General features: G+C 64.7%; 15 protein-coding genes and 1 tRNA gene. 11 read left to right on the plus strand and 5 right to left on the minus strand.

All coding sequences use genetic code 11. From position 1 onward, the window contains the following. Positions 1 to 103 precede the first annotated feature (103 nt). Both ABIA96_RS34635 and ABIA96_RS34640 read right to left on the minus strand, forming a co-directional pair. Positions 104 to 313, minus strand: a complete 210-nt coding sequence (locus ABIA96_RS34635) for a hypothetical protein (protein ID WP_354141402.1) — start codon at positions 311 to 313, stop codon at positions 104 to 106. A gap of 197 nt (positions 314 to 510) precedes the next feature. After that, positions 511 to 587, minus strand: a tRNA-Arg gene (locus ABIA96_RS34640). Positions 588 to 989: 402 nt separating this feature from the next. On the opposite strand from ABIA96_RS34640, the gene ABIA96_RS34645 reads away from it, so the two are divergent. From ABIA96_RS34645 to ABIA96_RS34680, 8 genes are all read left to right on the plus strand, one after another. Beyond that, entirely contained in the window at positions 990 to 6,194 is a 5,205-nt protein-coding gene (locus ABIA96_RS34645; RefSeq protein WP_354141403.1) for an alpha-2-macroglobulin family protein, read from the plus strand. A 32-nt stretch (positions 6,195 to 6,226) separates the two neighbouring features. Continuing rightward, on the plus strand, positions 6,227 to 8,335 hold the full coding sequence (pbpC, locus tag ABIA96_RS34650; RefSeq protein WP_502918880.1) for a penicillin-binding protein 1C: 2,109 nt from the start codon (positions 6,227 to 6,229) through the stop codon (positions 8,333 to 8,335). A 50-nt stretch (positions 8,336 to 8,385) separates the two neighbouring features. After that, on the plus strand, positions 8,386 to 10,128 hold the full coding sequence (locus tag ABIA96_RS34655) for an ArnT family glycosyltransferase (RefSeq protein WP_354141405.1): 1,743 nt from the start codon (positions 8,386 to 8,388) through the stop codon (positions 10,126 to 10,128). A gap of 1 nt (position 10,129) precedes the next feature. Then, positions 10,130 to 10,975 carry a phosphatase PAP2 family protein gene (locus tag ABIA96_RS34660; protein ID WP_354141406.1) on the plus strand — a complete coding sequence of 282 codons (846 nt, stop codon included), beginning with the start codon at positions 10,130 to 10,132 and terminating at the stop codon, positions 10,973 to 10,975. Between the two features lie 62 nt (positions 10,976 to 11,037). Next, positions 11,038 to 11,772, plus strand: coding sequence for a glycosyltransferase family 2 protein (locus ABIA96_RS34665; protein WP_354141407.1), 735 nt, complete (start codon positions 11,038 to 11,040; stop codon positions 11,770 to 11,772). Further along, on the plus strand, positions 11,769 to 12,107 hold the full coding sequence (locus tag ABIA96_RS34670; protein WP_354141408.1) for a lipid-A-disaccharide synthase N-terminal domain-containing protein: 339 nt from the start codon (positions 11,769 to 11,771) through the stop codon (positions 12,105 to 12,107). Before ABIA96_RS34665 ends, ABIA96_RS34670 begins: the two co-directional genes overlap by 4 nt. Positions 12,108 to 12,252: 145 nt before the next feature. Next, a complete protein-coding gene (locus ABIA96_RS34675) occupies positions 12,253 to 12,813 on the plus strand; it encodes a TetR/AcrR family transcriptional regulator (RefSeq protein ID WP_502918878.1) in 561 nt (186 codons plus the stop codon). A 69-nt stretch (positions 12,814 to 12,882) separates the two neighbouring features. Continuing rightward, a complete protein-coding gene (locus tag ABIA96_RS34680) occupies positions 12,883 to 13,746 on the plus strand; it encodes a DMT family transporter (RefSeq protein ID WP_354141409.1) in 864 nt (287 codons plus the stop codon). On the opposite strand, the gene ABIA96_RS34685 is transcribed toward ABIA96_RS34680, so the two are convergent. The 3 genes from ABIA96_RS34685 to metC form a co-directional block, all read right to left on the minus strand. Beyond that, positions 13,743 to 15,431 carry a Na/Pi cotransporter family protein gene (locus ABIA96_RS34685; RefSeq protein ID WP_354141410.1) on the minus strand — a complete coding sequence of 563 codons (1,689 nt, stop codon included), beginning with the start codon at positions 15,429 to 15,431 and terminating at the stop codon, positions 13,743 to 13,745. The genes ABIA96_RS34680 and ABIA96_RS34685 overlap by 4 nt on opposite strands. A gap of 284 nt (positions 15,432 to 15,715) precedes the next feature. Continuing rightward, positions 15,716 to 17,491 carry an adenylate/guanylate cyclase domain-containing protein gene (locus ABIA96_RS34690; protein ID WP_354141411.1) on the minus strand — a complete coding sequence of 592 codons (1,776 nt, stop codon included), beginning with the start codon at positions 17,489 to 17,491 and terminating at the stop codon, positions 15,716 to 15,718. 114 nt (positions 17,492 to 17,605) lie between these two features. After that, entirely contained in the window at positions 17,606 to 18,796 is a 1,191-nt protein-coding gene (gene metC, locus ABIA96_RS34695; protein ID WP_354141412.1) for a cystathionine beta-lyase, read from the minus strand. Between the two features lie 385 nt (positions 18,797 to 19,181). Here metC and ABIA96_RS34700 point away from each other — a divergent pair, with 385 nt between their 5' ends. The 3 genes from ABIA96_RS34700 to ABIA96_RS34710 are packed head-to-tail and all read left to right on the plus strand — an operon-like array spanning position 19,182 to position 22,948. Further along, complete coding sequence (locus ABIA96_RS34700) at positions 19,182 to 20,198, plus strand: amino acid ABC transporter substrate-binding protein (RefSeq protein WP_354141413.1); 1,017 nt, start codon at positions 19,182 to 19,184, stop codon at positions 20,196 to 20,198. Between the two features lie 27 nt (positions 20,199 to 20,225). Next, a complete protein-coding gene (locus ABIA96_RS34705; RefSeq protein WP_354141414.1) occupies positions 20,226 to 21,431 on the plus strand; it encodes an amino acid ABC transporter permease in 1,206 nt (401 codons plus the stop codon). After that, the gene (locus ABIA96_RS34710) at positions 21,428 to 22,948 is read left to right on the plus strand and encodes an amino acid ABC transporter permease (protein WP_354141415.1); all 1,521 of its coding nucleotides are present in this window, start codon (positions 21,428 to 21,430) and stop codon (positions 22,946 to 22,948) included. The genes ABIA96_RS34705 and ABIA96_RS34710 overlap by 4 nt, the downstream gene beginning before the upstream one ends. Positions 22,949 to 22,954 lie beyond the last annotated feature (6 nt).

The following is a 22,954-nucleotide window of genomic DNA, read 5'->3' on the forward strand; positions in this document are numbered from 1 at the left end:
TAAACCTGCCGCGCATGATCGTCTCCGCCGATTCGAGATGATAAAGTGAATCATCAAGTCCCCTCCCTGGCGAGGGGTTTTTCAGCAGACTGCTAAGTTGGAATCACTCGATCGCGGATAGCTGCTTCTGATGACCTCGACGTGCCCAGGCCTGAACGGCGGAGGCGAGCTGATGCTGGCTCATGGCGGCGTCCGCGAGGGACCCCCGCGCCATCTCGATCCGCTTTGCGATCGCGCCGGAGTTGACGTCCACGACTGCGTCGAGCGCCAGAAACGACATCGCGACGATCGCCACCGCACAGGCGATTCCCATTCTCGTTAATTCGGCTCGCGACATCGGCAGTCCTTCTCGGGCGCACTTCACCCGCCGCGCGTAGATAGGGCGCGTCTGTCCGGTTCAAAGCCTGCGACAAGGTTACCCACGCGTTCGTGAAAGCTGACAGGTTTGCGATGGGGTGATGTGTGGCGCGTTAATCATCAACGCCGGCAGACGTCGACAAGACTGAGGCTTGGCGATCCCGGCAGGAATCGAACCTGCAACCCTCAGAGTAGAAATCTGATGCTCTATCCAGTTGAGCTACGGGACCGTCTGGGCCGCCCCGGTTTGGAGGCTGGCTGTTCATATATCATGCCAATATGAAAAATCTGGCGTTTAGCCAAGCCTGAACCGAACCGTTTTCCCCGAAGCCGCGACAAAGCGGAACGGTGGAGTGTCAGGGTGCCGGGTTGAGCGGCAGCGGACTGGACGACGGATCACGTCGCCGGCAACGCTGGCTAGCTTCCGGGACACGGCCGCCGGTCGACGGGTCGGGTATTGCTGCGCCACAGGACGGCGTGCGCGGCGATAGCGCGATCGGTCTCCTCTGGGCTTGCTTTGCCATGGCGAATGCGACGTTTTGCACCTTTGGTTCCATCGCCTTGAGTCCGTCACCTTTCCGCGCACTTTATCGCCGCCGCGGCGTTCGTCCGCGATTTCCGGGAGTCCCTTCATGATCGGTCTCGTTCGCGCCGTCACACTCTGCGCCACGCTGGCGCTTGGCCTGAGCGCGGCGCATGCCGCAGACAAAGCGTTCAAGCGCGACGATCTCGGTGATTCCGCCATCAAGCTGGAGGCACAGATCAAGAGCGAGGCGGGGCCGGTCGCCAAATCTGGCGCGACCCTGCGCACGGATGCGGATGCCGCCTTCAAGCGTTACGATTTCCGCACCGGGCTCTCGGTGCTCGGCCAGATCGCCGCAACCGCGCCTGATGACGCCGGCAACTGGCTGCGGCTTGCAAAAGTCATCTTCCAGATCACGCCGAAGAGCTCGAGCGAGCAGACCTTCCTGCTGGAGCGCGCCTCGACCGCCGCCTACATCGCCTACCAGCGGGCCGGCAATCCGGGCGAGGAGGCGGATGCGCTCGCCGTGCTCGGCAGGTCGCTCTCCGAACGCAAGCTGTGGCGGCCGGCGCTGGACGCGCTGCGGCTGTCGCTCGATATGCGCGAAGTCGCCGACGTTCGCGGCCAATATGAGAAGATGCGCGACGAGCACGGTTTCCGGCTGCTCGACTACACCGTGGACTCGGATTCGGCGAGCCCGCGCGCCTGCTTCCAGTTCTCGGAAGAGCTCGCCAAGCGCACCGACTTCGCGCCGTTCCTGGCCCTCGCAGGCCAGGACAAGCCGGCCCTCTCGGCCGAAGGCAAGCAGCTCTGCGTTGACGGGCTGAAGCACGGCGAGCGTTACAACATCAACCTGCGCGCCGGCCTGCCGTCGACCGTGAAGGAAGGCCTGCCGAAATCGGCCGAGTTCAACATCTATGTGCGCGACCGCAAGCCGTTCGTGCGCTTCACCAGCCGCGCCTATGTGCTGCCGCGGACCGGGCAGCGCGGCATTCCCGTGGTCAGCGTCAATACGCCGGCGGTCACCGTCAACGTATTCCGGATCGGCGACCGCAATTTGATCAACACCGTGGTCGACAACGACTTCCAGAAGACGCTGTCGAAGTACCAGCTTGGCGATCTCGGCGGCGAGCGCGGTGTGAAGGTCTGGTCCGGCGAGCTCACGACCGCGATGAATCTGAACCAGGACGTCATCACCGCTTTCCCGGTCGACCAGGCGCTGGGCGAGCTCCAGCCCGGCGTCTACGTGATGACGGCCGCCGCAAAGGGGCCAGGCTCGGACGACGATTCCCAGCTAGCCACGCAATGGTTCATCGTCTCCGATCTCGGCGTGACCGCCTATTCCGGCAATGACGGCATTCATGTCTTCGTCAATTCGCTGGCTTCGACCGACCCGGTCGGCAAAGCCGAGGTGCGGCTGGTCGCCCGCAACAACGAGATTTTGGCGACGCGCAAGACCGACGATGCCGGCCACGTGCTGTTCGAGGCGGGGCTGGCGCGCGGCGAGGGCGGCCTGTCGCCGGCGATGCTGACGGTCACAAGTGAGAAGGCCGACTATGCCTTCCTCAGCCTGAAGACCTCGGCCTTTGACCTGTCCGACCGGGGCGTTGCGGGCCGTGCGGTGCCCGTTGGCGCCGATGCCTTCGTCTATGCCGAGCGCGGCGTCTATCGCTCCAGCGAGACGGTCTATCTCACCGCGCTGTTGCGCGACGGGCAGGGCAATGCCGTCACCGGCGGGCCGCTGACGCTGGTAATCGAGCGCCCTGACGGCGTCGAATTCCGCCGTGCTGTGCTGTCCGACCAGGGCGCCGGCGGTCGCACGTTGTCCGTGCCGCTCAACTCGGCCGTTCCGACCGGCACATGGCGGGTGCGCGCCTTCACCGATCCGAAGGGATCGTCGGTCGGCGAGACCACTTTCATGGTCGAGGACTACGTGCCCGACCGGATCGAATTCGACTTGTCCGCCAAGGACAAGCTGATCAAAGCTAACGCTCCTGTGGAGCTTAAGGCGGACGGTCATTTCCTCTATGGCGCGCCCGCCTCGGGCCTCCAGCTCGAGGGCGACCTGCTGGTCGCGCCGGCGAGCGAGCGGCCGGGCTTTGCCGGCTACCAGTTCGGCGTTGCCGACGAGGAGACGACCTCGAACGAGCGCACGCCGCTGGAGAATTTGCCGGAGGCCGACGCCAACGGCGTCGCGACCTTCCCGGTGACGCTGGAGAAGCAGCCGGCCTCGACGCGCCCGCAGGAGGCGCAGATATTCATCCGCATGGTCGAGACGGGCGGGCGCGCCGTCGAGCGCAAGCTGGTGCTCCCGGTCGCACCCGCCAACGCACTGATCGGCATCAAGCCGCTATTCGCAGACAAGAACGTCGCCGAAGGCGACAAGGCCGAGTTCGACATCGTGTTCGTCTCGCCCGGGGGCAAGACGCTTCCCCGCGACGGCCTGCGCTACGAACTCCTGAAGATGGAGTCGCGCTACCAGTGGTACCGCCAGAATAATTACTGGGAGTACGAGCCGGTCAAATCGACATCGCGCGTCGCGGACGGTGACGTCACCATCGCCGCCGACAAGCCGTCGCGGATTTCGCTTAGCCCCCAGCCCGGCCGCTACCGGCTCGACGTGAAGTCGAACGACGCCGACGGCCCGCTGACCTCGGTACAGTTCGACGTCGGCTGGTATTCCGACGGCAGCGCCGACACGCCGGATCTGCTGGAGACCTCGATCGACAAGCCGCAATATTCATCCGGCGACACCATGACGGTGTCAGTCAATGTCCGCTCCGCCGGCAAACTCACGGTCAACGTCCTCGGCGACCGCCTGCTGACGACGCAGACCATCGACGTCAAGGAAGGCACCGCGCAGCTCACGCTCCCGGTCGGCAAGGACTGGGGCACCGGCGCCTATGTGGTGGCGACGCTGCGCCGTCCGCTCGATGCGGCCGCCCAGCGCATGCCGGGCCGCGCGATCGGACTGAAATGGTTCGGGATCGACAAGCAGGCCCGCACGCTCCAGGTCAAGCTGGCGCCGCCCGCGCTGATCCGGCCGAATGCGACGCTGAAGATCCCGGTCCAGCTCGATGGGCTCAATCCGGGCGAGGACGCCAAAATTGTCATCGCCGCGGTTGATGTCGGCATCCTCAACCTCACCAACTACAAGCCACCGGCACCGGATGATTATTATCTCGGCCAGCGCCAGCTGAGCGCGGAGATTCGCGATCTCTATGGGCAGCTGATCGACGGCATGTCGGGCACGCGCGGCCAGATTAGGTCCGGCGGTGACGCCGGTGGGGCCGAGCTTCAGGGCTCCCCGCCCGCGCAGAAGCCGCTCGCGCTGTATTCGGGCATCGTCACGGTTGGTGCCGACGGCACGGCAGAGGTGAGTTTTGACATTCCGGAGTTCGCCGGCACTGCGCGCGTCATGGCAGTGGCGTGGACCGCGACCAAACTCGGCCGCGCTAACACGGACGTCGTAATACGCGATCCCGTGGTGCTGACCACGACCCTGCCGCGCTTCCTGCTCAATGGCGACCACGGCACGGTCAACCTGGAGATCGACAATGTCGAGGGCCAAGCCGGCGACTTCGTCATCAACGTGAAGACCGGCGGGCCGGTGAAGATGACCGGCAATCCCGCCACCACAGTCAAGCTCGCAGCCAAGCAGCGCAGTTCGTTCTCGCTCGCAATCGACGCGACGGCGGCGGGGCCGGCGACGCTCGATGTCGATATCAAGGGACCGAACGGGCTTGCACTCGCGCGCCACTATGCGCTCGACGTCAAGGCGGCGACGCAAGTCTTGGCGCGGCGCTCGATCCGGACGCTGGCGAAGGGCGAGAGCCTGACGCTGACGTCGGACATGTTCTCCGACCTCGTGCCGGGCACCGGCAGCGTCTCGGTTTCGGCGAGCCTGTCGACCGCGCTCGATGCGGCAACGATCCTCAAAGCGCTCGACCGCTATCCCTATGGCTGCTCGGAGCAGATCACGAGCCGCGCTATGCCTCTGCTCTACGTCAACGACCTCGCGGCCGGGGCGCATCTCGCCATGGACACCGAGGTCGACCAGCGCATCCGCGACGCCATCGAGCGGCTCCTGGCGCGGCAGGGTTCAAACGGCTCGTTCGGCTTGTGGTCGGCCGGCGGTGACGATGCCTGGCTGGACGCCTATGTGGCGGACTTCCTCACCCGCGCCCGCGAAAAAGGCTTTGTGGTGCCGGACGTACTGTTCAAGAACGCGCTGGATCGTATCCGCAACTCCGTCGTCAACGGCAACGAGCCGGAGAAGGACGGCGGCCGCGATCTCGCCTATGGCCTCTATGTGCTCGCCCGCAACGGCGCGGCGCCGATCGGCGACCTCCGCTACCTCGCCGACACCAAGCTGAACAACCTCGCAACCCCGATTGCGAAGTCGCAGCTTGCGGCGGCGCTGGCCCTGGTCGGCGACCGCAACCGCGCGGAACGGGTCTACGGTGCCGCGCTAGACTCGCTCGCGCCAAAGCCGGTGCTGGAGTTCGGCCGCACCGACTACGGCTCGCAGCTTCGCGATGCCGCGGCTCTCGTCTCGCTTGCGAGCGAAGGCAACGCGCCGAAGGCGACGCTGACGCAGGCCGTAGCGCGGGTCGAGACGGCGCGCGGGCTCACGCCCTACACCTCCACGCAGGAAAACGCGTGGCTGGTGCTGGCGGCGCGGGCGCTGGCCAAGGAAAACCTCTCGATCGAGGTCGACGGCCAGCCGGTCAGGACCGCGCTCTACCGCAGCTACAAGGCCGACACGCTGGCCAACAAACCGCTGAAAATCACCAACACCGGCGATGCGCCGGTGCAGGCGGTGATCTCGGTGTCGGGCTCTCCGGTCACGCCGGAGCCTGCCGCGTCGAACGGCTTCAAGATCGAGCGGAACTATTTCACACTCGACGGCAAGCCCGCCGACATCAGCAAGGTCAAGCAGAACGATCGCTTCGCCGTGGTCTTGAAGATTACGGAAGCGAAGCCTGAGTATGGCCACATCATGGTGTCCGACTATCTTCCGGCGGGTCTGGAGATCGACAACCCAAAGCTGGTGTCGTCGGGGGACAGCGGCACGCTGGACTGGATCGAGGACGGCCAGGAGCCTGAAGATACCGAGTTCCGCGACGACCGCTTCACCGCGGCTGTGGATCGCGCCTCGGATTCCAAGGCTGTCTTCACCGTCGCCTATGTCGTACGCGTAGTCTCGCCCGGCAAATATGTGCTACCGCAGGCCTATGTCGAGGACATGTACAATCCCTCGCGCTACGGCCGCACCGGGACAGGCAATGTCGAGGTGCGGGCGGCGAAGTGAGCAGTGACATGCGCGAGGCGCTGAGTAAGAACGTGGATGGCCGGGACAAGCCCGGCCACGACGGAGCATGGAGTATGGGCCGTCGCTTCCTTTCGGCGGCAGCGCTCACGTTCATCCTCGCCATTATCGGCTTCGTCGCCTGGGTCTACTCGCTCGGCCCGCTGCCGCTCGACCAAGCGCGCCGGGTCTCGACCACCGTCGTCGATCGCAACGGAAAATTGCTGCGCGCCTATGCCATGGCCGATGGACGCTGGCGTCTGCCGGTCGAGGCCAAGGCAAACGTCGATCCAACCTATCTCAAATTGCTGTTCGCCTATGAGGACCAGCGTTTCTATGCCCATGACGGCATCGATCCGCTGGCGCTGGGCCGCGCTGCGTTGCAGCTCTCGACGCGGGGCCACATCGTGTCCGGCGGCTCGACCATCTCGATGCAGCTCGCCCGCCTGATGGAGCCGCGACGGCAGCGCTCCCTCTACGCAAAACTGCATCAGATCGTGCGCGCGATCGAGCTGGAGCGAACGCTGAGCAAAGACGAGATCCTCAATCTCTACCTCGCGCTCGCGCCCTATGGCGGCAATCTGGAAGGCATCCGCGCGGCCTCCATCGCCTATCTCGGCAAGGAGCCGAAGCGGCTGTCGCTGGCGGAAGCCGCGCTCTTGGTCGCCTTGCCGCAATCGCCGGAGACACGCCGGCTCGACCGCTATCCCGAAGCAGCGCGTATTGCTCGCGATCGCGTGCTCGACCGCATGGTCGAAGAGCATGTGGTCAGCACCGAGGACGCGACGCAGGCCAAGGCCCTGCCGGTGCCGAAACTGCGCAAGCCGATGCCGATCCTGGCGCCGCATTCGTCCGACAGCGCGCTGGCGACGGTGAAGGATGCGCCGATCATCAAGCTGACGCTGGATTCCAATCTCCAGAAGGTGCTGGAGCCGCTGGCGCGCGACCGCGCCATAGCGTTGGGGCCAAACACTTCGGTCGGTATCATCGTGGTCGACAATGAGAGCGGCGACGTGCTCGCGCGTGTCGGCTCGGCGGATTATTTCGACGAGAGCCGGGCAGGGCAGGTCGACATGACCCGCGCCATCCGCTCACCGGGTTCGACGCTGAAGCCGTTCATCTATGGGCTCGCCTTCGAGGACGGTTTCGTTCACCCCGACAGTTTGATCGACGACCGACCGGTTCGCTTCGGCTCCTACGCACCGGAAAATTTCGACATGACGTTCCAGGGCACGGTGCCGGTGAAGAAGGCGCTGCAGCTTTCGCTGAATGTGCCTGCGATCGTGTTGCTCGACCGCGTCGGCTCAAGCCGGCTCGCGTCACGGCTACGGCAGGCCGGCGGTAATCTCGTTCTGCCCAAAGACGAGGCACCGGGGCTCGCGATGGGTCTCGGCGGCGTCGGCGTGACGCTCCAGGATCTTACGCAGCTCTATGCGGGGTTCGCCCGTCTCGGCACCACCAAGCCGTTGCGTGAGGTGGTGGCGCCGACGGACGATCGCGAGCCGCTGCGGCTGCTGGACCCCGTCGCGGCCTGGCAGGTCGGCAACGTGCTGCTGGGAACCCCGCCGCCGGAGAACGCCGCCCGTAACCGCATCGCTTTCAAGACCGGCACCTCCTACGGCTATCGCGATGCCTGGTCGGTCGGGTTCGACGGCCGCATGACCATCGGCGTCTGGGTCGGCCGGCCCGATGGTGCGCCGGTTCCCGGTCTGATCGGCCGCGTCGCCGCCGCGCCCATCCTGTTCGATGCCTTCGCGCGGACAGGCAAGGCGCTGGTTCCGCTGCCGAAGCCGCCAAAGGGAACTCTGGTTGCTGGCAATGCGAGGCTGCCGTTGCCCTTGAGGCGGTTCCGCCCGGTCGGAGATCTGGTCCGGACCGGCGGCGATCAGGCGCTCCACATCCAGTTTCCGCTCAACGGCTCCCGGATTGACGTGGATCGATCTGGCGGAACCGAGGCCGCCGCCATGCCCGTCAAGGTGGCCGGCGGGGTATTGCCGATGACTGTCATGGTCAACGGTACCTCACTCGGCGAGATCGATGGGCGACGCCAGCGTCTGATCGATCCGCCCGGCCCGGGCTTTGCTCGGCTGACCGTTATCGACGCCACTGGCGCCGCGGACACAGTTGTCATTCGAATTCAATAAGCGTGGCTTAAGCGGTTGTGACGATGGCGGTTTCAGCGTAAGCGGAACCAATGGCCGAGACCTACCCCACGCCTCGTTTTGGAGCGCCCCGAGAGCCGAAATCGCCCGTGAATCCGGGCAGCCGGCTCGTGCTGATGCTCGACTTTGCCACCGCAAGCCACGCCCGTGCGGTGAGCTTTCTGGTGCTGTGTGCGCTACTGCTCTTTCTGCCCGGCTTCTTCACCATTCCGCCGGTCGATCGCGACGAGGCGCGCTTCGCGCAGGCCACCAAGCAGATGGTCGAGAGCGGCGATTATGTCGACATCCGCTTCCAGGAGGACGTGCGCTACAAGAAGCCGGTCGGCATCTACTGGTTGCAATCTGCCGCGGTCGAAGTTGCGAGAGCGCTGAAGCTGCCGAAGGCCGAGCTACGGATCTGGGTCTACCGGCTGCCGTCGCTGATCGGTGCGATCGGCGCGGTGCTCATGACTTATTGGACAGCGCTCGGCTTCGTCACGCGGCGAGCCGCGGTCCTTGCCGGGCTTCTGATGTCAGCCTCCGTGCTGCTCGGTGTCGAGGCGCGTCTCGCCAAGACCGACGCCGTGCTGCTGTTCTGCGTGGTCGCCGCGATGGGCGCGATGGGGCGGGCCTATTTGTCGTGGCAGCGCGCCGAGGACGAGACCCATCCGCCCTGGAGCTGGCCCGCGATCTTCTGGACGGCGCTTGCCGTCGGCATCCTGATCAAGGGCCCGCTGATCCTGATGTTCGCTGGCCTGACCATCATCGCGCTCGCGATCCAGGACCGCGATTCCTCCTGGCTGTGGAAGTTGCGCCCGGTCTGGGGCCTGATGTGGATGCTGGTGCTGGTGCTGCCCTGGTTCGTCGCGATCTTCTGGCGCGCGGGCGATGCTTTCTTCGCGGACTCCGTCGGCGGCGACATGCTGAGCAAGATCGGCGCGCAGGAATCCCATGGCGCGCCGCCGGGGGTTTATCTGGCGCTGTTCTGGATCACCTTCTGGCCCGGCGCGCCGCTCGCGGCGATGGCGGCACCTGCGGTGTGGCGGGCGCGGCGTGAACCCGGCGCGCAATTCCTGCTGGCGTGGCTGATCCCGTCCTGGATCGTGTTCGAGGCGGTGCTGACCAAGCTGCCGCATTACGTGCTGCCGCTCTATCCGGCGATTGCGATCCTCACCGCCGGTGCGCTGGAGCGAAACGTGCTGTCGCGCTCCTGGCTGGCGCGCGGCTCGGCCTGGTGGTTCGCGATCCCCGCGGGCGGATCGATCATCGCGGTCGTCGGCGCCGTCGTGCTGACGCGGCAGCCGGCCTTCGTGGCCTGGCCGTTCATCGCGGCCTCGCTGATCTTCGGCCTGTTTGCCTGGTGGCTCTACGACAACAACCGCGCCGAGCGCTCGGTGCTCAATGCGCTGGTCGCGGCGCTCATGCTGGCGGTCGTGGTTTACGGCATCGTGCTGCCGTCGCTGACGCCGCTGTTTCCGAGCATCGAGATCGCGCGCGCGCTGCGCAGTGTCACTTGCGTCGGGCCGAGGGCGGCCGCAGCCGGCTATCACGAGCCGAGCCTCGTCTTCCTGACGGGCACCCAGACGCTGCTCACCGACGGATCGGGCGCCGCCGATTTCCTCGGGCAGGGAAGCTGCCGGTTTGCGCTGATCGAGCAGCGCTCGGAGCGCAGCTTCGTGCAGCGCGCCGAAGCGATCGGGCTGCGCTACAAGGTCGGCGCACACATCGACGGCTATAATTTCTCGCAGGGACGCGCGATCTCGATCTCGATCTTCCGCTCCGAGGGCACCGAATAGGATGCCCGTTACGACCACCATCGCGCCCCGTGCCAGCTACTCTGCGCAGCTGTTCGCGGGCGCGGGACATGCGCTGGCGCAGCTCGTGCGCGCGCCGTCGCATTCGCGTCGTGCTGAGGCCGCGCGAAAACTGGCGCGGCATTCGCTGTGGCTCAGTGCAGCGGGCGCCGCCCTCGTCATCGTGCTGATGGTCGCGTTCGACCAAACCGAGATCCAGCTGATGCCGGCCCGCGGCACGCCCGCGCTCTGGCCGATCCGCATCCTCACCGATTTTGGCAAGGACGAGAATGTGCTCTCGGTGTTGGGCGCCGCGCTCATTGTCGTGGCCCTCGTTGCGGCAGGCCTGCACGGCACACGCCGCGCGCTGCTGCTCGGCTTCGGCACCCGGCTGCAATACCTGTTTTTGTCCGTTGCGCTGTCAACGTTCGTCACCGACATCCTGAAATATCTCATTGGCCGCGGGCGTCCGTTCGTCGGCGGCAAGGCCGATCCGTTCAACTTCATACCGTTGGAGGGCACGGGCGCTTATGCCAGCCTGCCGTCGGGGCATGCGGCGACGGCGTTCGCTTTGGCATTTGCGGTCTCGGCGCTCTGGCCACGTCTGCGCGTATTCATGTTCACTTACGCAATCGTGATCGTGCTGACGCGTCTGGTTTTGCTGGCGCACCACCCGAGTGATGTCACGGCCGGTGCTCTGGTCGGCATGGTCGGCGCGATGGCGGTCCGCTATTGGTTTGCGGCGCGCCGGCTCGGCTTTGCTATCCGCGCCGACGGCACCATCGTGCCGCTTCCGGGGGCGATCACGGACCGCCTCAAAAGGGTTGCCCGCGGGGCATCCGCCTCATAAAAGCGGCTGCCTCCCGGTCGCCGGTTCCCCGGGGCAGGCCAATTCCAACAACGAGCTCAGATTTGTCGTCGTCCCAGCCTTCGGTTTCCATTGTCGTCCCCGTGCGCAACGAAGCCGACAACATTGCGCCGCTGATCGAGGAGATCACGACCGCGCTCGATGGCCGCTGGGCCTATGAGATCATCTATGTCAACGATGGCTCAACGGACGCGACCGGCGAGCGGCTGGCGGCGATCATGGCGCAGCGGGACAATCTGCGGCAGCTTCGTCATACAAAATCAGGTGGCCAGTCGGCGGCGGTGCGCAGCGGCGTGCGCGCGGCCCGCGGCGCGATCGTGGCGACGCTCGATGGCGACGGCCAGAACAATCCCGCCTTTCTGCCGGACCTGATCGCGGCGGTCGAGCAGGGCGCCAATGTCGGACTTGTCGCGGGACAACGTGTCGGGCGCAAGGACACCGGCTTCAAAAAGTTCCAGTCGCGCGTCGCAAACAAGGTGCGCAATGCGATCCTGCAGGATGGCACGCGTGACACCGGCTGCGGGCTGAAGGCGTTCCGGCGCGAGGTCTTCCTGATGATGCCCTATTTCGACGGCCTGCATCGTTTCCTGCCGGCGCTGGTCCGCCGCGAGGGCTTCGACATCGCCTATGTCGACGTGATCGACCGGCCGCGCCATTCCGGCGTGTCCAATTACGGCTTCTTCGACCGGCTGTGGATCGGGATCATGGATCTCGCCGGCGTGTGGTGGCTGATCCGCCGCAAGAAGCCCACTCCAGACGTGACCGAGGTAAAGGCATGATCATTCAATTTGGTCAGGCGTTGCACAACTATTTCTACGACGTCTTCGTGGCCAAATTCGATTTCTGGCTCGCGTTCGGCCTGGTCGCGCAATTGTTCTTCACCGCGCGCTTCCTGGTGCAATGGATCGCGAGCGAGCGTGCAGGCAACAGCGTGGTGCCGATGGCGTTCTGGTTCTGCTCGATGGGTGGCGGCCTGATGACGCTGGTCTACGGCGTCGTGAAGCGCGAGCCCGTCATTATCCTCGGACAGGCGCTGGCCACGATCATCTATATCCGCAACATCATGCTGATCATCAAGAACCGCGGCCGGACGTCGAAGACGCTCGAGCGCTGATCCAGACCAAACCGCAGCCCGCGCCAAAGCCGTCGAAAAGTGATCCAGAGAGCTCTTGCAATTTCAAGACCGATTGGTTCATATATCCGCCATGCGCCACCAATCCCCAGTGCAGTTGCCGCGCGGGCGGCCCCGAGGCTTCGACGTGGAGGCCGCGGTCGAACGCGCGATGGATGTGTTCTGGTCACGCGGTTATCACGGCACGGCGCTGCCGGACCTGCTTCAGGCGACGAAGCTCTCGCGCGGCAGCCTTTACGCCGCCTTTGGCGACAAGCATTCGCTCTTCCTGCGTGCGCTCGATCGCTACATTGCGGATGCCCTGGCACGGATGGAGTTCGAATTCGACCCGCTCAAGGATCCCATCGACGGCCTCCGGACTTACCTCACCGGCTATGTCGAGCGCACCAGCGGGGCCAATGGTCGACGCGGTTGCCTGCTGGTGGCCACCGCCATGGAATTGGCAGGCCAGGATGCCGAGGTTGGCCGCCGCGTCGCCGGCTTTTTTAGAGCGATGGAGAGCAGGGTGGCGGACGCACTCGCCCGCGCGAAGGCGGTGGGCAAGCTGGCCGATGGTGTGGAACCCACGAGCGCCGCCAAAATTCTCGTCTGTTTCGTCGAAGGGCTGCGCGTGACCGGCAAGACGGCGCCGGCACGGACCAGTTCGCAAGCTACCGCCGACGCGCTGCTCGACCGTTTCGTCAGGTAGGCCCCCTGGATCGCTCCGCTCATTGGAGCGGCTATATCTGGACTGATTGGTCTTGAAAGGATCTGTGCCATGTCTGCCATTCAGATCGTCTACGCGGTCGCCATTCCCTTGCTGTGGGGCTATCAGTTTGTGGCGATCAAGGTGGGCGTGAGCGAGTTTCCGCCGCTGTTCTTCCTCGCGCTGCGTTTCCTCGTCATCGCGCTGCTGCTGGTCCCATTCGTCGCAAGGCCGACGCGTCAACAGCTCGGCCCGATCGCAGCGATCTCGCTCTTCCTTGGCGGGCTGAACTTTGGCCTGTTCTATGTCGGCCTTGGTCTCGGCTCGGGAAGCATGTCGGCCGTCGCCTATCAGCTCGCCACGCCCTTCACCGTGCTGCTGGCCTGGCCGCTGCTCGCGGAGAGGCCGTCTCTCATCACCTCTGCCGGCGTGGTGCTGGCCTTCGCCGGCGTGGTCGTGCTCGCAGTGGGGCCCGGCCTTTCGGGAAACGCACTGCCGCTGCTGCTCGTGGTCGGGGCCGCTTTCGCGTTCGCGGTGTCCAACGTCCTGACGAAGCGCTACGGACCTTTCGATCCCCTGATGCTGATGGGCTGGTCGTCGCTGCTGACGGTGCCACAGGTCATGGTGATGTCGTTGCTGCTCGAACATGGACAGATGGCGAGCCTTGCCACGGCGGATGGACGTGGCTGGCTGGCGCTCGCCTACACGATCTTCATCGGTGGCATTGTCGGGTTCAGCCTCTGGTTCTGGCTGATCGGGCGTTGTTCAATGGCCCGCGTCGCACCCTTCGGCCTGCTGCTTCCGGTGTTTGCGCTGCTGTCGAGCGTCCTGTTTCTCGGCGAGCGCATGGCGCCAAAACTGATCGTCGGGGGGCTGCTCGCGATCGCCGGCGTCGCCATCACGCAAGTCGGACCGCGTGTCGCGCCGCGGCTTTAGCGCGGCAACGCCGTGGCACCCGAGGCGGGCAGGGCGGCGGCTTCCGCCTCGGTTTGGCGATAGGGTTGGCCCGCCGCATCTAGCACGGGATAGGCGACCGAGCAGATGTGCGAATGGATGCGGCGCAGATCGCGCAGCACATCCAGATGCAGCGACGTGGTCTCGATGGTCTCGGGGCGGCCCTCGCGCAGGCGGTCGAGATGGCGCTCGACGGCGGCGAGTTCGGTGTTCTTCAGCGCGGTCTTTTCCACCAGCAGCTTGCGGGCGTCGTTGGCATCGCCTGACATGAAGACGCCAAAGGCGATCCGCAGCGAGTCCATCGTGCGCTTGTGGAACGCGGCGAGTTCCTCGGCGCCCTCGGCCGAGAACTGGAAGCGGCGCTTGATCTTCTTGGTGGCAAGCTCGCTCAAATTCTTGTCGATGATATCGCCGATATGCTCGAGGTTGATGGCGAAAGAGATGATCTCCATCGCGCGCCGACCTTCGCTCTCGTCGAGGCTGCCCCGGGTCAGCTTGGTGACGTAGAGCTTGATGGCCTCGTCGAGGCTGTCGACGACATTGTCCGTCTTGGAGACCTGGTCGACCAGCGAGCGGTCGCCCGTCATCATCGCGGCCATCACCTTGCGCAGCATGACCTCGACGAGGTCGCCCATGCGCAGCGTCTCGCGGGCGGCGTCGGCGAGCGCAAGCGAGGGCGTCTCCAGCGCAGTCTCGTCGAGATAGCGCGGACGGGCCGGGTCGGTTTCCTGCACGCGATCGGGCAGGAGGCGGGTCAGCAGGCGCGACATGGCGTCGAGCAGGCCGATGAAGATGATGGCCGTGCCGACGTTGAAAGCGATGTGGAAGGCCGCAATCATCTTGGCGAGATCGGGCTGCCAGGAATGCATGTGGCCAGCGATCGTGCCCAGGAACGGCAGGACCAGCGCAATGCCGATGACGCGGTTGACGAGATTGCCGACCGGCAGGCGATAGCTCGCGGGATCGTCGCGTTTGGCACCTTCAAACACAGGATTAACGGCACTCCCGAGATTGGCCCCGAGCACCAGCGCCAGCGCCGCATCGGGCGTGATGAACTGCGAATAGGCCAGCGACATGATCAGCAGCACGCTGGCGACGCTCGAATGAACAGCCCAGGTGATGAGTGCAGCGACGACGATGCACAGAATGGGGTCGCCGGTGATCGCCGACATCACGACACGCACGCCGGGCGCGTTCTCCGCCGGCGCCAGCGTGTCGAGCAGGATATGCAACGACAGCAGCATCAATCCAAGGCCGATCAAAATGCGGCCGATATCCTTGATTCGCGAGCGCGGGCCGGAGCGGAAGGCGACGAGCCCGAGCACGAACAGCACCGGGGCAGCGGCTGCGATGTTGAACGAAAGTGCCTGCACGATGAGCGTCGTGCCGACATTCGCGCCCAACATGATGGCGAGCGCGGCGACGAGGCTGAGCAGACCCTCGGCGGCAAACGAGCTGGTGAGGAGCGCAGTCGCAGTGCTGCTCTGGAGAGCCGCGGTAAGCCCGAGGCCCGCGGCAAACGCGCTGAACCGGTTGCCAAGCGCCTTGCCGAGCACGCGTCGCAGATCAGGGCCAAAGGCGCGCAGGATGCCGCTTTGGACCATGTGCAGGCCCCACAGCAGCAGCGCCACGCCGCCCATCAGATCGAGCAGTACCAACGTTCCCATGCTCCGCGTCCATAGAGAGTCGATTGGTGAGGCTAGCCCCAAACGTCAGCGGATCAAACCGTTTGTTGGCGCATCGGTGTTAACGCCAGCGGCGGTTGTACGTTCCGCAGGCGCAATGCCTTGTGAGCAGGCTCACATTGCCGCCTTCAGGGCCGCGAGGCCGCGATCGAGATCGGCCTTGAGGTCGTCGACGTTCTCCAACCAATATGCAGACGCAGCGGCAGGCAGGTATCATCCGGGCAGGGTTAGCACAGCGGACGGCCGCGCCGAAGGCGTCCTGCCGGCTATGAAGGTAGCCCCGTCAAACGCAGGCCCTTATCGAAAGCGGCCATGTCCTCGTCGCGTCGCAAAGGCCATACATTCGCAAAATTGGCGATCCTGACCTGCGGGTCGAGTTCGCGCAGCCGGCCGACAGCCTTATCCCGATCTTCGCTGCGTCCGGCAAGCGCGCCGCTGACCGCCGCCATGATCAAGGCAGCGGCATAGTTCGGGTTCTGCCTGAGAGCGCGGAGAGCCCAGTCGAGCGCCTCTTCGTAGCGTCCGGCAAAGAAGTGAGCCAGCACGACGCCGTTCTGGACGATGAAGATCAGCGGATCGAGCGGACTCAGACGTATCGCACGCTGGAGATGCTCGATGGCGCGCTCGGGGGCCCCGAGAAAAACCCGGACATATCCGCTGAAGCGCCAGGCCGCCGCGAGATTGGGATTGAGGTTCAAGGCCCGATCAATGAGCGCGGCACCATCGTCCAGATTTGCGGCGACGAATGCCAGCGCGAAGCCCGCCTGTGCGAGCGCGATCGCGTCGTCAAGTCCAAGCCTGGCGGCCTTTCTTGCCGCCGCTTCCGCTGCCGCGGTTTCCTGCCCGGGATCGGCGACCCAGCCGTTCGCCTTGCGCCATACGTAGCAATAGGCGCTCATGCCATGGGCGGTCGCAAAGTTGGGATCGATCTCTGTGGCGCGCTGGAAATTCTGAAGGGCCTCGATATTGGCCTCCTTCGTTCCCTGATAGATGTTCGCCATGCCATGCAGGTGATAGTCATAGGCGGCGAGCTTGTCGGTCGGCTTGTGCTTGGCCCGTTCGATCTCGGCCTGCTCGAGCTTCGGCGCGATCGCGCCGATCACGTTGGTCGTCACCTCATCCTGGAGTTCAAACACGTCCTCGAGCGCGCCGTCGAAGCGATCCGCCCAGAGATGCGCACCGTTGTGAGCGTCGATCAACTGCCCGGTGATCCGCACCTTGTTGCCGGCCTTGCGCACGCTGCCTTCCAGCACGTAACGCACGCCCAGTTCGCGACCAACCTGCTTGATGTCGACGGCCTTACCCTTATAAGTGAAGCTGGAATTGCGGGCGATCACGAACAGCCAGGTCATGCGAGACAGGGCAGTGATGATGTCCTCGACCACGCCGTCGGCAAAATACTCCTGCTCGGGATCGCCGCTCATGTTGGTGAAGGGCAGGACCGCGATCGAGGGCTTGTCCGGCAGCACCAGAGCCGCCGGTCGATCGGACGTCAGGGGCGAGGACGTCGATCCCGGGGCCGGGCGCGCGCGCCACGCTCGCATTGGCTCGGAGATGTTCTTGAGCGACTGCTGCCCCATGTCGTCATAGGCGATCTCGGTCTTGCCCCTGATCTGACGATAGGCGTCGTCCGAGATGCAAATGCCGCCGGGCTCGGCAATCCCCTCCAGGCGCGCCGCGATATTGACGCCGTCGCCAAAGATATCGTCGCTGTCGATGATAATGTCGCCGACGTGAATGCCGATCCGAAACTGGATACGCTTCTCCTGCGGCATGTCGACGAAGCTGCTGGCCATGGCCCGCTGCACCTCGACCGCGCAACGCACGGCATCGACGGCGCTGCCGAACTCAACCAGCATCCCGTCTCCGGTCGTCTTCACGATCCGTCCGCGGTGTTCACCGATTTTGGGATCGATGAGCGCCTGGCGGCAGCTCTTCAGCCGTGCGAGCGTGCCTTCTTCGTCCTCACCCATCAGGCGGCTGTAGCCGGCGACGTCGGCCGCGAGGATGGCTGCCAGACGGCGATCGACCCGAACGGTCATACTTTCAAATCCATGAGATGCCGGCAACTACTACGGGTGGGCGCAATATCGCCAACTTATACGTCAAGCCCGGCGATCCGTCGATAGCGACCGGGATCCACGCAAGAATCTGCGTCAGGATCCGGATGTCGCCTTCAGAGCCGCGAAGCCGCGATCGAGATCGGCCTTGAGGTCGTCGACGTTCTCCAGTCCGATATGCAGACGCAGGGTCGGGCCGCCGGGCGACCATTTGGTCGCCGTGCGATAGTCGTTGCAATCGAAGGGAATCGCGAGGCTCTCGAAGCCGCCCCAGGAAAAACCCATGCCGAACAGCTTGAGCGTGTTGAGCATGGTGTCGACCGCTTTCTGCGGCGCCGGCCTCAGCACGATGCTGAACAGACCCGAGGCGCCGGTGAAGTCGCGTTTCCAGATCGCGTGGCCCGGATCGCTCTCGAGCCCTGGGTGCAGAACGCGCGCGACCTCCGGTCTCGCCGCAAGCCAGCGCGCCATGTCGAGGCCGGAACGATGATGCTGCGCGAGCCGGACTGACAGCGTACGCAGGCCGCGCAGCGCGAGGAAGACGTCGTCGGGGCCGGCGCAGACGCCGAGCAGGCGGATGCCTTCGGCGATCTGCGGCCAGGCCTTGGCGTTGGCCGAGATCGTGCCGAACATAATGTCTGAATGGCCGCCGATATATTTGGTGGCGGCTTGCATGCTGATGTCGACGCCCTGTTCGAGCGAGCGGTGATAGAGCGGCGTGGCCCAAGTGTTGTCGTCGATGACCAGCGCGTCGCGCGCATGGGCAACGTGGGCGATGGCGTGGATGTCAGGCATCTCGAACGATTGCGAGCCGGGCGCCTCGACCAGAACCGCGCGGGTGTTGGGCTTGAACAGTTTTTCGATGCCGGCGCCGATCAGCGGATCGAAATAGGTGGTCTCGATGCCAAGGCGGGCGAGCAAGCCGTTGCAGAAATTGCGCGTGGGACGATAAACGTTGTCGCAGACCAGGATATGGTCGCCGGTCTTCAACACCGAGAGCAGGGTGGTGGAGATCGCCGACAGGCCGGAGGGCACGATGCCGACGCCGGAGCATTGCGGCCCCTCCAGCGCCATCAGCGTGTCCTGGAACGCCCGCGTGGTCGGGGTGCCGTGGCGGCCATAAGTGAACTCGCCGCGATGGGCATGCAGGTCCTCTGCGGTTGGATAGAGCACGGTCGAGCCGTGAAACACCGGCGGATTGACGAACCCCTTCTGCGCCTTGGTGTCGCGGCCGGAGGTGACCAGCCGGGTTTCGGCATGCTGCTGTGCGGGGTGCGAGGAATCCATGCGTCTGCTTTCAAAAAAGCGTTTCGGCCGGCGCGGATCGCCCGGCTGGGACGGCCGAAAGGCCGCTCACGTTAATAACAGAACACAGAAGAGTCCCGTCAACCCCTTGACCCGGCTCGCCAGTCGTTCTGTGATGCGCAGGTGCTATTCAGTCGCCGCATGTTGAGGGGCCTGCCGCGACCTTCGATCCATCGTCTGACCGGACCTTGCGCCACAGCCACAACGGCGGGCGCCTGCGGCGAGGATTAAGGTATGGCCTCTCAGGATAGGCGAGTGCTCGGCAAGGTTTTCCAGCATGACTCTTGCAAGGCCCCCTTTCTGCAGGGAAAGTCTTGGCAGAGACAACGTTCCTGATCTTGAGATGACTTTGAAAGGCTTGAAGCCCATGAAACGCGTAACCCTGGCTCTCTCTCTTGCTCTCGCCGCCGGCCTCTCTGCCCAAGCCGCCGACGCGCAAACGCTCAAGACCGTGAAGGATCGAGGCGTGCTGTCCTGCGGCGTCAGCCAGGGCCTGCCGGGCTTCTCCTCGCCCGACGACAAGGGCAACTGGACCGGCCTCGACGTCGACGTCTGCCGCGCCATTGCGGCCGCCATCTTCAACGATCCGACTAAAGTCAAATTCGTGCCGACCTCGGCCAAGGACCGCTTTACCGCACTGCAATCCGGCGAGATCGACGTGCTCTCGCGCAACACCACCTGGACCATTTCGCGCGACACCTCGCTCGGCGCCAACTTCACCGGCGTGACTTATTATGACGGGCAAGGCTTCATGGTGAAGAAGTCGCTCAAGGTGAATTCCGCGCTGGAGCTCAACAGCGCCTCGGTCTGCGTGCAGACCGGCACCACCACCGAGCAGAACCTCGCCGACTATTTCAAAGCCAACAACATGAAGTACGAGGTGATCGCGTTCGGCACCAACGACGAAACCGTCAAGGCCTATGAGGCCGGGCGCTGCGACGTCTTCACCACCGACCAGTCCGGCCTTTACGCCAACCGCCTCAAGCTCGCCAATCCCAACGATCACATGGTCCTCCCGGAGATCATCTCGAAGGAGCCGCTCGGACCGATGGTGCGCCACGGCGACGACCAGTGGTTCGACCTCGTGAAATGGACGCTGTTTGCCATGGTCACCGCCGAAGAGCTCGGTGTGACGTCCAAAAATGTCGACGAAAAAATCAAGATGGAGAATCCGGAACTGAAGCGCGTCCTCGGCACCGACGGCAATTTCGGTGAACAGCTCGGCGTGACCAAGGACTGGGTGGTGCGGATCGTGAAGGCCGTCGGCAATTACGGCGAGGTGTTCGACCGCAACGTCGGCGCCGGCTCGCCGCTCGCGATCAACCGTGGACTCAACAATCTCTGGAACAAGGGTGGTCTTCAATACGCGCCGCCGATCCGCTGATCCCGCTTGATCGGCCGGCGTACGGCAATGAGCACCGAGGCTCGTAAACCGCCACTCCAGATCGCGCTGAAGATCAGGCGGATATTGGGTGGCAAGGCAGGCTGGAACGGCGTCGCCATCCAGTTTGCCTTCGCGGCGGTCCTTGGCTGGATCGCCTACGAGATCATCTCGAATGCCCGTACCAACCTCGAAAACCAGCATATTGCCGCCGGCTTCGGCTTCCTGAGGAACAATGCCGGCTTCGACGTCAACCAGACCCTGATCTCCTACACCGGCTCCGACACGTTCCTGCGGGTGTTCGTGGTCGGGCTGTTGAACACGCTCGTGGTCTCTGTGGTGGGCATCGTGTTCGCCACATTGATCGGTTTCATCGTCGCGCTGTGCCGGCTGTCACCGAACTGGCTGGTGTCGCGCGTCGGCGAGATCTATGTCGAGATCATCCGCAACCTGCCGCTGCTGTTCCAGATCCTGTTCTGGTACCTCGCGGTGCTCGCGGCGCTACCCAATCCGCGGCAGAGTATCTCGCTGTTCGGCATTGCTTTCATCAGCAATCGCGGCCTCGTCATTCCACAGCCTATCGGTCAAGCCGGTATGGCGCCGTTCCTGGCGGTGCTTGGATTCGGCATCGTCGCGGCGCTGGCCTTGCGCATCTACGCGCGGCGCGCGCTGTTTCAGCGGGGACAGATGATCCGCGTCTGGCCCTGGGCGCTCGGACTCTTGGTCGGACTGCCCCTCGCCACCATGCTGGTGTTGGGTCTGCCCTTCACCGTCGAGCTGCCGCAACTCAAGGGTTTCAATTTCGCCGGCGGCGCGCGCATCATCCCGGAATTCGTGGCGCTGGCGCTGGCGTTGTCGACTTACACCGCCGCCTTCATCGCGGAGATCGTGCGTGCCGGCATCCTGTCTGTCCACGCAGGACAGATGGAGGCGGGGGCCTCGCTGGGCCTCAGCCGTGGCGCCACGCTGCGGTTGATCGTGGTGCCGCAGGCGATGCGCGTGATCGTGCCGCCGCTGACCAACCAGTACCTCAACCTCACCAAGAATTCCTCGCTGGCGGTCGCGATCGGCTATCCCGACCTCGTATCGGTATGGGCCGGCACGTCGCTGAGCCAGACCGGTCAGGCGATCGAGATCATCACCATGACGATGGGCGTCTACCTCCTGATCTCGCTCGTCACCAGTGGCGTGATGAGCATCTACGGCGGGCGCCTCAACCGGAGCCTCGGCGCATGACCGACGTCACCGCGTCATCCTTCGTCCGTCAGGACCTGGTCGCCGAGCGCTCAGCGCCGGTCAAGACCACCGGTTTTGTCGGCCTGCTGCGCACCCGCCTGTTCAACTCGCCGACCAACATCCTGCTCACGATCGTCGGCGCCTTGCTGCTCTGGTTCACCATCATTCCGTCCGTCAGATTCCTGATTGTCGATGCGGTCTGGAGCGGCAAGGATCGGACCGCGTGCCTGACCGAGAACGCCGGATTCGCCGTGGGCGCCTGCTGGCCCTACATCCATGCCAAGCTGCCGCAACTGATCTACGGCTTCTATCCCGAGGCCGAGCGCTGGCGGGTCAACCTTGCGCTGATCCTGGCGGCGGCCCTGCTGTTGCCGTTGCTGATTCCGCGCCTGCCGGCAAAGGGGCTCAACGCCAGTCTGTTCTTCTTTGCGTTTCCAGTGGTGGCGTTCTTCCTGCTGCACGGCGGCGGCATTAGCGGATTCGGCCTAAGCTGGACGGCCGGCCTGCTGGAGCTGTTCGAGGACAGCGTCATCAGCGCCGGGCAGGTCCTGCTCAGCCTGAGCAAGATATCGTCCATCGCGCCGCTGCTCTGGGTCATCGGTAACCTCGTGGTGCTGGTCGGTACCGCGATCCATTGGCTGATCTTCCCGCTGATCTGGTTGCGCGACCAGATCCAGGGGACTGGCCAGTCGGTCTGGGTCGATTTCGCCATCACAGCGGCATTGGTCTCGCTGATCGCTTTCTTTCTCGCAGGCGGCGTGCGCCACGGCGGGCGCGCTCTCGCCTCGAGCATCGCAACCTTTGTCGCCATCGCAATCGTCATCAAGCTGATCGGGCTCGACCACGGCGGCATGCCGATCGTTGCCACCAATCTGTGGGGTGGCCTCCTGGTGACGCTGGTGGTCTCCGTCACCGGCATTGTCACCTCGCTGCCGATCGGCATTGCGTTGGCGCTCGGCCGGCGTGCTTCGATCCCCTTGATCCGGATTTTCTCGATCACCTTCATCGAGTTCTGGCGTGGTGTGCCGCTGATCACCGTGCTGTTCTTCGCGACCTACATGCTGCCGCTGTTCCTGCCGGGCAATTTCACCGTCGATGGCCTGGTGCGCGCGCTGATCGGCATCGCGTTGTTCACGGGCGCCTACCAGGCCGAAAACGTCCGCGGCGGCCTCGCTGCGATCCCGCGCGGGCAGGGGGAAGCGGCGGCGGCGCTGGGACTGTCCTGGTGGAAGACCACGTCGCTGATCGTGTTGCCGCAGGCGCTCCGCCACGTCATTCCGAACCTCGTCAACAGCTTCATCTCGCTGTTCAAGGACACCTCGCTGGTCTCGATCGTGGCGCTGTTCGACCTGCTCGGCTCGCTCCGGGCGTCGTTCTCGGACCCGAAATGGTCGACGCCGTCGACGGCGTTTACCGGCTTTGCCTTCGCCGGCATGATCTACTTCATCTTCTGCTTTGGAATGTCGCGCTACTCGCTCTTCGTCGAGCGCCGTCTCAACGCCCACCGCCGCAACTGATAGAGC

It is taken from the genome of Bradyrhizobium sp. LB11.1 (assembly GCF_040549385.1).
Lineage (GTDB): Bacteria > Pseudomonadota > Alphaproteobacteria > Rhizobiales > Xanthobacteraceae > Bradyrhizobium.